This is a genomic window from Kitasatospora sp. NPDC050463 (assembly GCF_040655255.1).
GTDB lineage: Bacteria > Actinomycetota > Actinomycetes > Streptomycetales > Streptomycetaceae > Kitasatospora.
This window is the reverse complement of sequence record NZ_JBFAJO010000135.1, coordinates 1-11,426: the sequence shown is the minus strand read 5'-3', so window position 1 is coordinate 11,426 and position 11,426 is coordinate 1. Positions and strand designations below refer to the sequence as shown.

The following is an 11,426-nucleotide window of genomic DNA, read 5'->3' as shown; positions in this document are numbered from 1 at the left end:
GCGGGGTCGCGGGCGCCCCGGGGGGGGCCCCGGGCTGGCGCCGGGGCCGCTGCCGGGGCCGTCCCCGCCGAGCGCCCGGCGGACGGCGGCGTCGAGGTCCAGCCGGGCCCCGCGGTCGAAGTACTCGGTGAACTCCTGCTCGGTCAGCCCCGCTCTGGCCCGCTCCTCGCAGTGCCGGTGGGGACCGTTGAAGGTGTGCGAGCCGAAGAAGGGCTTGCCCACGGCCCGCCAGATCCGGTGCGCGGCGCCCTGCAGCACCCGGGCCTCGCGCAGGTCGCCCGGCCGGCCCGGCCCGGTGGGCTCGGTCTCCAGCAGCGCCAGCAGGTCGATCGCCAGCACGATGCCCAGCAGGTCGTGGAAGAGGTGGTTGAGTCGGACGCTCTCCCGGGCCCGGGCGCGGGCCAGCCGCACCTCGCCGTCCATCCAGTGCGAGTACCCGAGGGCGTACAGCCCGTAGGCGTACGCCCACTGCTCGCCGTGCTCCTCGCACAGCTCGCGGACCTGGCCGAGCCAGAACTCGCCGCGCTCCTGGTCGCCCTGGAACAGGTAGGCGATGCCGAGTTCGAACATGGCCATCAGGACGTTGCTGTTGAGCTCGCCGATCGTCCGGTAGTGCCAGAGCGCCTCCTCGAAGAGCTCGGCGGCGCGGGCCGGCTCGTCACCGATCAGGGCCGCGCAGCCCTGCCGGTGGACGGCGTAGGCGAGCGCCCGGTCGTCGCCGGTGTCCAGCGCCTGGCGGCGGCACTCCTCCAGCGCCGGGCGGGCGGTGAGCAGGTCGCCCTGGAGGGTCGCCATGTAGCCGGTGACCCAGAGCGCCTTGGCGCGGGCCTCGGTCGGCTCGGGATCGAGGGCGAGCGCGCGGTCCAGCCAGTGCCGCCCCTCGCCGAGGTGGCCGCAGCCGACCCAGTAGAACCAGAGCGTGCCCGCCAGCAGCAGGGCGAGCTGCTCCTCGCCCGGCTCGGCCAGGCAGAACTCCAGCGCCGCACGGAGGTTGGGGTGGGCGAGTTCGGTGCGCTCGGCCGTCTCGGCCTGCCGGGGGCCGAACCACTCGGCCTCGCCCCAGGTGGCCAGGCCGAGGTACCAGTCGCGGTGGCGGCGTAGCAGCCGCTGTTCCTCGCCGGCCGCGCGCAGCCACTGCAGGCCGTACTCGCGCAGGGTGTCCAGCAGTCGGAACCGGACGCCGCAGGCGTTCCCGTCCTCGGGCCGGTGGCCGCAGGACGGCTCCGTCCGCAGCACCACGGACTTGTTGATCAGTTCGGACACCAGGTCGAGCAGGTCGTCCGGTTCGATGCCCTCGCCGGCGCAGACGTACTCGGCGGCCTCCAGGTCGAAGCTCCCCGCGAAGACCGACAGGCGGGCCCAGAGCAAACGTTCCTGCACGGTGCAGAGCTCGTGACTCCAGCCGATCGTCGTGCGCAGCGTCTGGTGGCGCGGCAGGGCCGTCCGGGCGCCGCCGGTGAGCAGCCGGAACCGGTCGTCCAGCCGGGCGTCGATCTGCTCCACCGAGAGCGCGCGCAGCCGACCGGCGGCCAGCTCCACGGCCAGCGGGATGCCGTCCAGCCGGCGGCAGAGCTGGGCGATCCCGTCGGCGGAGGCCGCGGTGATCTCGAAGGAGGGCAGCACCGCGCGGGCCCGGTCGGCGAACAGCCGCACCGCGTCCGGCAGCACGCCCGGGCCGGCCGGGCCCACCGGCAGCGGTGCCAGGATCAGCAGGTGCTCGCCCGGGGCGCGCAGCGCCGCCCGGCTGGTGGCCAGCACCCGCAGGCCCGGCAGTGCCCGCAACAGCGTGTCGGCCAGCTCCGCGCAGGCGTCCACCAGGTGCTCGCAGCCGTCCAGCACGATCAGCATCCGGCGCCCGGCGAGCTGCTCGGTCAGCACGTCCAGCGGCGGCCGGGCGGTGCCGTCGGTCAGTCGTAGGGCCTCCAGTACGGCGTGGCCGAGCAGCAGCCGGTCCTGCACGGGGGCGATCTCGACCAGCCAGGTGCCGTCCGGGAAGGCGCCGGCCGCCCGGGCCGCCGCGCGCAGGGCCAGCCTGCTCTTTCCGACGCCGCCCGGCCCGGTCACCGTCACCAGCCGGGCGCCGGCCAGCAGCCGGGCCAGCTCGGCCAGCTCCTGCCGCCGTCCGACGAAGCTGGTCACGTCCGCCGGCAGCCGGCCGGGCGCCGGCTCCCGCCGCGCCGCCGCCCGGGGCTGTGCTGTCGAGTCGCCGGCCAAGCGCTGCTCCCGTCTCCGGGCCCGGACCTTCGCGGTCCGGGCGTGCCCGCGGGCCGCCCAGGCGACGGCCCGTCTGGCAGAACGAGGTGACCGGCGGGTAGGTTACGCGCGCGGCTCGCACACCCGACCGGATCCGCCCGGCAGGCCCGGGGAGGCCCCGGCCGATATCCGGTCCGGAAACCGGTCCTGGTCGCGATAGGGTCTCCTTCGGAGAACAGCAAGGCGAGGGAGCGCGCAAGGTGTCCGTGGGAGAGCTGGCCGGGTTGCTCGTCGCCGTCTTCTGGGCGGTCCTGGTCACCCTGCTCGCCGTCGTCCTGGTGCGGCTCTCGCGGGTCCTCAAGGAGGCCGCCGTCCTGGTCTCCGCCGTCACCGAACAGGCCGTGCCGCTGCTGACCGAAGCCGGCGCCGCCGTGCGCAGTGCCAACGAGCAGCTGGAGCGGGTGGACGAGATCACCGCCAACGTCCAGGACGCCGCCGCCAACGCCAATGCGCTCTCCTCCACCGTCGCGGCCACCCTGGGCGGGCCGCTGGTCAAGGTCGCGGCCTTCAGCTACGGCGTCCGCAAGGCCGTCGCCAAGCAGAACGGCACGCTGTCGCTGCCCGCCCAGCCGGGCGAGCGCGAGGAGCTGGCCCGGCTGATCCGGGCCGAGGTGCGTGCCGCGACCGCGGCCAGGAGCGGCCTGTTCGCCCGGGTCCGGCGAGCGGTGAGGGGCTGACGGCATGGTGCGACGCATCTTCTGGATGGCGGTCGGCGCCGGCGCCACCGTCTGGGCCATGAACAAGGCCAACGAGGCCGTGCACCGGCTCACCCCGGACAGCCTCTCCGGCACCGCCGCGCGCGGCGCGCTGCACCTCGGCGACGCGGCCAAGCGGTTCGCCCAGGACGTGAAGGCCGGCATGGCCGAGCGCGAGGAACAGCTGCGCGAGGACCTCGGACTGGACGGCACCGCCGTCGTCGAGCCCCGGGGCCGCCGCGCCCGCCCGTCGCCCGCCACCACCCTGCTCGGGAAGCGCTCCGCACTGTCCCCCGCGCGCGAGCCCCGGTACCGAGCTATCTCGGCGGCGCCCGGCAGCCCGGCCGCCGCCCTGCCTTCGCCCAGCAGTGCCCGCGCATCGTCCGACGGTGCCCGCACCACCCCAGCCATCGAAAAGACGCCCGGCCGCGCACTGCCGCAGCCGGGCGGTACCCCGAACCGGAAGGACCGATAATGGAGTCGGCAGAGATCCGCCGCCGCTGGCTGCGCTTCTTCGAGGAGCGCGGCCACACCGTCGTTCCGTCGGCGTCCCTGGTCGCCGACGACCCCACCCTGCTGCTGGTCAACGCCGGCATGGTGCCCTTCAAGCCGTACTTCCTCGGCGAGGTCAAGCCGCAGTTCTCCCGGGCCACCAGCGTCCAGAAGTGCGTGCGCACCCTGGACATCGAGGAGGTCGGGAAGACCACTCGGCACGGCTCCTTCTTCCAGATGTGCGGCAACTTCTCCTTCGGCGACTACTTCAAGGAAGGGGCCATCAAGTTCGCGTGGGAGCTGCTCACCGCTCCCGTCGTGGACGGCGGCTACGGCCTGGAGAAGGAGAAGCTCTGGATCACCGTCTACAAGGACGACGACGAGGCCGAGCAGATCTGGCGCGACGTCATCGGCGTGCCCTCCGAGCGCATCCAGCGCCTCGGCATGAAGGACAACTTCTGGTCGATGGGCGTCCCCGGCCCCTGCGGCCCGTGCTCGGAGATCAACTACGACCGCGGCCCCGCGTACGGCGAGGAGGGCGGCCCGGCCGTCAACGGCGAGCGCTACCTGGAGATCTGGAACCTGGTCTTCATGCAGTACGAGCGCGGTCACGGTGACGGCAAGGACGGGTTCGAGATCCTCGGCGACCTGCCGAGCAAGAACATCGACACCGGCCTCGGCCTGGAGCGCCTCGCCGCCATCCTGCAGGGCGTCGACAACCTCTTCGAGATCGACACCAGCCGGATGATCCTCGACCGTGCCGCCGAGCTGACCGGCCACACCTACGGCGCCGACCACAAGGCGGACGTCTCGCTGCGCGTGGTCACCGACCACATCCGCACCGCGCTGATGCTGATCGGCGACGGCGTCACCCCCGGCAACGAGGGCCGCGGCTACGTGCTGCGCCGCATCCTGCGCCGGGCCATCCGCAACATGCGCCTGCTGGGCGCCACCGGTGTGGTCGCCAAGGACCTGACGGACGTCGCCATCAAGGCGATGGCCCCGCAGTACCCGGAGCTGGAGGCCGACCGCAAGCGGATCGAGACCGTCGTCGTCGGCGAGGAGGCGGCCTTCCTGCAGACCCTGAAGGCCGGCACCAGCCTGCTGGACACCGCGGTCACCGAGACCAAGCAGTCCGGCGGCGCGGTCCTCTCCGGCGAGCAGGCGTTCAAGCTGCACGACACCTACGGCTTCCCGATCGACCTCACCCTGGAGATGGCCGAGGAGCAGGGCCTCCAGGTGGACGAGGCCGGCTTCCGCCGCCTGATGCAGGAGCAGCGGGACCGCGCCAAGGCCGACGCCAAGGCCAAGAAGATGGGCCACGCCGACGTCGCCGCGTACCGCGAGGTCGCCGACAAGTCCGGCGCCAGCGTCTTCACCGGCTACAACCTCACCGAGGGCGAGGCCACCGTGGTCGGCCTGCTGGTGGACGGCGTCCCGGCGCCGGCCGCGAGCGAGGGCGACGAGGTCGAGATCATCCTCGACCGCACCCCGTTCTACGCCGAGGGCGGCGGCCAGCTCGCCGACCACGGCCGGATCCGGCTGGACTCCGGCGCGGTGGTGGAGATCCGCGACGTGCAGCAGCCCGTCCCGGGGGTGACCGTGCACTCCGGCGGCGTGCTGTTCGGCGAGGTCGTGCTCGGCGCCTCGGCGTACGCCACGATCGACGTGGAGCGCCGCCGGGCGATCGCCCGCGCGCACTCCGCCACCCACCTGACCCACCAGGCGCTGCGCGACGCGCTCGGCCCGACGGCCGCTCAGGCCGGCTCGGAGAACGCGCCCGGCCGCTTCCGCTTCGACTTCGGTTCTCCCGCCGCCGTGCCCGGCAGCGTGCTGGTCGACGTCGAGCAGAAGATCAACGACGTGCTGACCCGCGAGCTGGACGTCACCGCCGAGGTCATGACGATGGACCAGGCCCGCAAGGCCGGCGCCATCGCGATGTTCGGCGAGAAGTACGGCGACGAGGTCCGCGTCGTCACCATCGGGGACTTCTCCAAGGAGCTCTGCGGTGGCACGCACGTCGGCAACACCGCCCAGCTGGGCCTGGTGAAGCTGCTCGGCGAGTCCTCGATCGGCTCCGGCGTGCGCCGCGTCGAGGCGCTGGTCGGCGTGGACGCGTACAAGTTCCTCGCCCGCGAGCACACCGTGGTCGCCCAGCTGACCGACCTGGTCAAGGGCCGTCCGGAGGAGCTGCCGGAGAAGATCTCGGGCATGCTCGCCAAGCTCAAGGACGCCGAGAAGGAGATCGAGCGCTTCCGCGCCGAGAAGGTCCTGGCCGCCGCGGCGGGCCTGGCCGACTCCGCCGAGGACGTCCAGGGCATCGCCGTGGTGGCCGCCCGGGTCGCCGACGGTACCGGTGCCGACGAGCTGCGCAAGCTGGTCCTGGACGTGCGCGGCCGGCTCGGCTCGCGCCCGGCCGTGGTCGCCGCCTTCACCGTGGCGGGCGACCGCCCGCTGACCGTGATCGCCACCAACGAGGACGCGCGCGGGCGCGGCATCAAGGCCGGCGAGCTGGTGCGGGTCGCCGCCAAGACCCTCGGCGGCGGCGGTGGCGGCAAGGACGACGTCGCCCAGGGCGGCGGCTCCAACCCGGGTGCGGTCGGCGAGGCCATCGCCGCGGTGCGCGGCCTGGTCGCGGAGCGCGCCAGCTGATGGTCGAACAGGACCAGGAACGGCCCTTCCGGCGGGGGCGGCGGATCGCCGTCGACGTCGGTGACGCCCGGATCGGGGTCGCGTCCTGCGACCCCGACGGGGTGCTCGCCACGCCGGTGGAGACCGTCCCCGCCGGAGTGAAGTCGCAGGCCAGGATCGCCGCCATCGCCGAGGAGTACGACGCGATCGAGGTGATCGTCGGCCTGCCGCGCTCGCTCAGCGGCAAGGAGGGGCCGGCGGCGGAGAAGGTCCGCGCCTACGCCACCCGGCTGGCCAACCGGCTCTACCCGGTGCCCGTCCGGCTGGTCGACGAGCGGATGTCCACCGTCACGGCCACCCACGGGTTGCGCGCCTCCGGGGTCAAGGCCAAGAAGGGCCGCTCGGTGATCGACCAGGCCGCCGCGGTGGTGATCCTGCAGACCGCCCTTGAGTCCGAACGGGTGAGCGGACGCCCGCCCGGTGAGAGCGTCGAGGCGGTCGGCTGACCGGCCTGATCTAACGTCCCGGTGAAGGGGCCCGTGCGGACGCGTCCGCACGGGCCCCTTGCTCGTTCCGGGACCGCCGAGGGGGCGCAATGACCGACCAGGACTTCACGCCCGGGCTCACACCCGGTCACCTCGGTGCGCCGGTGCTGGAACCCGAGGGCCGTCCGCCGGGTGCGCCCCGTCCCCGCCCCGATGCGCCGGATCCACACCGCCGGCGCAACGGGCTCGCGTGCGGGCTGACCGCGCTCGCCCTGGTGGTCGTCTTCGGCGGGGCCGGTCTGACCGGGTACACCTGGCTGCAGGGGCAGCAGAAGCCGCCGGCCGCCGCCGACTACGCGGGGGCGGGCACCGGCGACGTCCAGGTCTCGGTGCCCGAGGGCGCCGGGCTCACGCAGATCGCCTCCGCGTTGGTGCGCAACGGCGTGGTGGCCAGCTCGCTGGCCTTCACCCGGGCGGCCAAGGGCAGCGCGGCCGCCGCCGGGCGGATCCAGCCGGGCACCTACACGCTGAAGCGGAGGATGTCGGCGGCCGCCGCGCTGGCGATCCTGGTCGACCCCGCCAACGCCAACGGCCTGACCATCCCCGAGGGCTGGCGCGGCAACCAGATCTTCGCGGCGATCGACAAGAAGCTGAACCTGCCCGAGGGCACCACCCAGCAGGCCGCGCGGGAACAGGGCGCCGAGCTGGGCCTGCCGGAGTTCGCCAAGGGCAGCCCGGAGGGGTACCTCTTCCCCGCGACCTACAGCGTGACCGACGAGACCACCGCGGTCGACCTGCTGAAGCAGATGGTGGAGCGAGCCGGCAAGGAGTTCGCCCGGGACGACGCGGAGGTCGTCGCGCAGAACCTCGGGCAGAGCCTGTACGGGCTGGTGACCATCGCCAGCATGGTGCAGGGCGAGGCGGACAACACCGAGGACATGGCGAAGGTGGCCCGGGTGATCTACAACCGGCTGGCCAAGAACATGCCGCTGCAGCTGGACTCGACGATCAACTACGCGCTCGGGCGCTCGACCCTGAACACCACCGTCACCGAGACCAAGCTGGACTCCCCCTACAACACCTATCTGCACACCGGGCTGCCGCCGACACCGATCGGCAATCCGGGGCGGCAGGCGATCATGGCGGCGGTCGATCCGGCGCAGGGGGACTGGCTGTACTTCGTCACCGTGAAGCCGGGGGACACCCGGTTCACCGACAGCTTCGAGGTGCAGCAGCGCAACGTGGCCGAGTTCAACGCCGTCCGGGCCGCGCAGCAGAGCGCGTCGGCGAGCGCTTCGGCGGGTGCGTCGGCCGGCGCCTCCGAGGGGGCCGCCACGGGCCAGCCGGCGGGTACGCCGACCGCTCCGGGCGGGCAGTGAGGGGACGTCGACCCTGCCGGGGGCCGGTCTGCGGTACGGTAACGTCTCCCTCCAGGCGATGCAGTAGCACGCCGGTTCGAGAATAAGCCGGGACGCCGTCCCGGACGGCCGGTCCGATCCTCCGGCCGTCTCCGTCGGTGTAAGGGGATCAATGACCGATCTGGGTCGGGGCTACGGCCCCCAGGGCTCCGAGCCGTGGCATCCCGGCGACCCCGGGTACGGTGGCCAGCAGCCGGTCCCCGGCCAGCAGGACGGGCAGTGGCAGCAGCATCCCCAGCAGCAGCAGTACGGCGGGCAGGGCTTCGCGGACCAGCAGGGGTACCCGCAGCAGATGCAGCAGCAGGGCCAGCAGGGGTACGCGCAGCCGCAGCAGGGGTACCCGGGCGGCGGCCAGGCACCGCAGCAGCCCCAGCAGTACGGCGGCGGTCAGCAGTTCCCGCAGGGGCAGCAGCAGTACGGCGGCGGTCAGCAGGGCTACCCGCAGCAGGGCCAGGGCGGCCAGGGGTTCTCCGGCCAGCAGGGTTACCAGGATCAGCAGCAGGGCCAGCAGGGGTACGCCCAGCCGCAGCAGGGGTTCCCCGGGCAGCAGCAGAACTTCCAGGGCCAGGGGTACCAGGGGCAGCAGCAGGGCCAGCAGGGGTACGCGGCGCAGCCGCAGCAGGTGGCCCAACCCGGCATGCCGCAGCCCGGGATGCCCCAGCCCGGGATGCCCCAGCCCGGGATGCCGCAGGCCGGGATGCCGCAGGCCGGGGCGGTGCAGCAGCCCGGTCACCCGCAGGTGCCGCAGCAGCCGGGCGGGCCGCAGCCCGGCGGCCGGGCCGCCCGGCGCCGCCAGGAGGCCGAGGCCCCGGCCGGCCCCGGTCCGGACGGCATCGACTGGGAGGCGGAGGCCGCCGCGCTGGAGGCCGGCGGCAGTCCGGTCGAGGCCCCGCCCGCGCACGACGAGGGCGAGTGGGACGGCCACGAGGACGACTTCGCCGAGGCCGGCGAGGACGAGCACGGCGGCTTCCTCGGCGACGAGGACAACTCCCGCGAGGGCAAGAAGAAGCGCAAGGAGAAGGGCAAGAAGTCCGGTCGCCGCAACGGTGGCGCGTGTCTGCTGGTCGCCCTGGTGATGCTCGGCGGCGTCGCGGGCGGCGGTTGGTGGGGCTACGGCTTCTACCAGGACCACTTCGGCCCGCCGCCGGACTTCACCGGCCAGGGCAGCGGCTCGGTCACGGTGGAGATCAAGAAGGGTGCCGTCGGGGCCCAGATGGGCATGACGCTGAAGCAGGCCGGCGTGGTCAAGAGCGTCGAGGCCTTCACCCAGGCGTGCGGGAAGAACCCGAAGTGCACCACCATCCAGTACGGCACCTACACCATGCCCAAGGAGATGTCGGCCGAGGCCGCCGTCACCAACCTGGTGGAGGCGAACGGCGGCGAGAAGCTGATCGTCCAGGAGGGGCTGACGGCCGCCGCCACCTACGTCAAGATCGACGAGAAGCTGCAGCTGGCCAAGGGCACCACGGCCGACGTGGCCAAGGCCCAGGTCGGCAGCCTCGGCCTGCCCGCGTACGCCAACGGCAACATCGAGGGCTTCCTCTGGCCGGCCCGCTACTCGATCGCCGAGGGCATGAAGCCCGAGGACCTGCTCAAGCAGATGATCAAGAACGCCGTCGACCGCTATGCGGGCCTGGACGCGCAGGCCGCCGGGATCGGCCTCAAGACCGGCTACGACGTGGTCATCGAGGCGAGCATCCTCCAGGCGGAGGGCAACAACCCGGAAGACTTCGCCAAGATGGCCAAGACCATCCAGAACCGGCTGGCCGACAAGGGCAAGATCGACGGCAAGCTCGGCATGGACACCACGCTGCAGTACTCGCTGGGCCGCAAGGTGCTGGACAAGAGGGACATCAACGACGGCTCCAACAAGTACAACACCTACGTCAACGCGGGCCTGCCGCCGGGGCCGATCTCCAACCCGGGTGAGGCGGCCCTCAAGGCGGTGCTGAACCCCGCGGACGGCAAGTGGCTGTACTTCATCGCGATGGACGCGAAGACCACCCGCTTCTCGGAGACGGACAAGGAGTTCGCGGCCAACGTCGAGGAGTACTGCCGGGCGGCCGGCCAGGGCTTCGACAAGGTCGCCGTCCACTGCACCACCAAGTAGCCCTGACGGGCGAGTCGTTCACGGAGAAGCAGCGTTGACCAGCAAGCACCGGGCCGGCGTCCTCGGCTCGCCGATCGCCCACTCGCTCTCGCCGCACCTGCACCGGGCCGCCTTCGCGGCGCTCGGGCTGGACGGCTGGCGCTACGACGCGTTCGAGGTGGACGAGGCCGGGCTGCGCGCCTTCCTCGACGGTCTGGACGAGGCGCAGTGGGCGGGCCTGTCGCTCACCATGCCGCTGAAGCGGGCGGTCATCCCGATGCTCGACGAGGTGAGCGCGACCGCCCGCTCGGTCGAGGCGGTGAACACCGTGGTCTTCACCGCCGACGGGCCGCGCACCGGCGACAACACCGACGTCCCCGGCCTGGTCAACGCGCTGAGCGAGCGCGGCATCACCGAGGTGGCGGGTGCGGCGGTGCTGGGCGCCGGGGCGACCGCCTCCTCGGCGCTGGCGGCGCTCGCCCAGATCTGCACCGGCGAGGTGACGGTCTACGTCCGCAGTGCCGAGCGGGCCCGGGAGATGGCCGCGCTCGGCGAGCGGCTGGGCGTGGTCGTGCGGACCGCCGACTGGGAGCGGGGCGCCGAGGCGCTCGCGCAGCCGCTCACCGTGTCCACCACGCCGGTGGGGGCGACGGACGCGTTCGCCGGCGCGCTGCCGGCCGCCCCCGGCGCGCTGTTCGACGTGCTGTACCACCCGTGGCCGACGGCGCTGGCCGCCGCCTGTGCGGAGCGCGGTGCCGCGGTACTGGGTGGTCTGGACCTGCTCGTCCACCAGGCGGTGCTGCAGAACGAGCGGTTCACCGGGCGGACCCCCGGTCCGCTGGAGGCCATCCGGGCCGCGGGCGAGGCGGCACTCGCCACCCGCTGACGCGGTCGCCGGGTGGCGGATCGTGCCACTGCGGCGCGTTGCGCCAAGTCGGCAGTTCGTGCCAGAACGGCAGTCCGTGTCAGGTTGCCGGTTCGTGCCCTGTCGGCGTGCCGTGCCGGTGCGGCGTGTCGCGCCACGCCGGCGTCCTGTGCCGTTCGGCGGGTCGTGCCGTAGGGGTGCGCGCCGCCGGGGGCGGTCCGGACCCGCCCGGCCCGGTGGCCCGGCCGCCGGCCCCGGCACCGCGTCCGAGTGTCGACCGGTTGCTGTCCGTCACCCGGACTCTGCTCCCGGGCACGCCGACGGCATGAAAGGATTCGGGGGAGAAGGCACGCCCGGGCGCGCCGCGGCTGGGGCCGTGGCCGGTCCGCTGACGAAGGAGCTCCGTTGGGTACGTTGCGCTGGCTGACGGCGGGGGAGTCGCACGGTCCCGCACTGGTCGCGACGCTGGAGGGCCTGCCCGCCGGCGTTCCGGTGACC

The 11,426-nt window shown here is 73.4% G+C and carries 10 protein-coding genes; 8 read left to right on the top strand and 2 right to left on the bottom strand.

Annotation, left to right across the window (positions count from 1 at the left end):
- A partial coding sequence (locus AB0J08_RS39570) for a regulator (protein WP_360644360.1) occupies positions 1-2,214 on the bottom strand: 2,214 nt, incomplete at its 3' end.
- Between the two features lie 239 nt (positions 2,215-2,453).
- On the opposite strand from AB0J08_RS39570, the gene AB0J08_RS39565 reads away from it, so the two are divergent.
- The 5 genes from AB0J08_RS39565 to mltG (AB0J08_RS39545) all read left to right on the top strand — a co-directional run bounded on the left by AB0J08_RS39565 (position 2,454) and on the right by mltG (AB0J08_RS39545) (position 7,935).
- The gene (locus AB0J08_RS39565; RefSeq protein ID WP_360644358.1) at positions 2,454-2,930 is read left to right on the top strand and encodes a DUF948 domain-containing protein; all 477 of its coding nucleotides are present in this window, start codon (positions 2,454-2,456) and stop codon (positions 2,928-2,930) included.
- A 4-nt stretch (positions 2,931-2,934) separates the two neighbouring features.
- A complete protein-coding gene (locus tag AB0J08_RS39560; protein ID WP_360644355.1) occupies positions 2,935-3,423 on the top strand; it encodes a DUF6167 family protein in 489 nt (162 codons plus the stop codon).
- A complete protein-coding gene (alaS, locus tag AB0J08_RS39555; RefSeq protein WP_360644352.1) occupies positions 3,423-6,092 on the top strand; it encodes an alanine--tRNA ligase in 2,670 nt (889 codons plus the stop codon). Before AB0J08_RS39560 ends, alaS begins: the two co-directional genes overlap by 1 nt.
- Complete coding sequence (gene ruvX / locus AB0J08_RS39550; protein ID WP_360644350.1) at positions 6,092-6,577, top strand: Holliday junction resolvase RuvX; 486 nt, start codon at positions 6,092-6,094, stop codon at positions 6,575-6,577. Before alaS ends, ruvX begins: the two co-directional genes overlap by 1 nt.
- Before the next feature lie 89 nt (positions 6,578-6,666).
- Complete coding sequence (gene mltG / locus AB0J08_RS39545) at positions 6,667-7,935, top strand: endolytic transglycosylase MltG (RefSeq protein WP_360644347.1); 1,269 nt, start codon at positions 6,667-6,669, stop codon at positions 7,933-7,935.
- 148 nt (positions 7,936-8,083) lie between these two features.
- Here mltG (AB0J08_RS39545) and AB0J08_RS39540 read toward each other — a convergent pair whose 3' ends face one another.
- The gene (locus tag AB0J08_RS39540) at positions 8,084-8,605 is read right to left on the bottom strand and encodes a hypothetical protein (RefSeq protein WP_360644344.1); all 522 of its coding nucleotides are present in this window, start codon (positions 8,603-8,605) and stop codon (positions 8,084-8,086) included.
- A 6-nt stretch (positions 8,606-8,611) separates the two neighbouring features.
- On the opposite strand from AB0J08_RS39540, the gene mltG (AB0J08_RS39535) reads away from it, so the two are divergent.
- The 3 genes from mltG (AB0J08_RS39535) to AB0J08_RS39525 all read left to right on the top strand — a co-directional run.
- Complete coding sequence (mltG, locus tag AB0J08_RS39535; RefSeq protein ID WP_360644342.1) at positions 8,612-10,084, top strand: endolytic transglycosylase MltG; 1,473 nt, start codon at positions 8,612-8,614, stop codon at positions 10,082-10,084.
- Between the two features lie 34 nt (positions 10,085-10,118).
- A complete protein-coding gene (locus AB0J08_RS39530; protein WP_360644339.1) occupies positions 10,119-10,949 on the top strand; it encodes a shikimate dehydrogenase in 831 nt (276 codons plus the stop codon).
- 384 nt (positions 10,950-11,333) lie between these two features.
- A partial coding sequence (locus AB0J08_RS39525) for a chorismate synthase (protein WP_360644363.1) occupies positions 11,334-11,426 on the top strand: 93 nt, incomplete at its 3' end.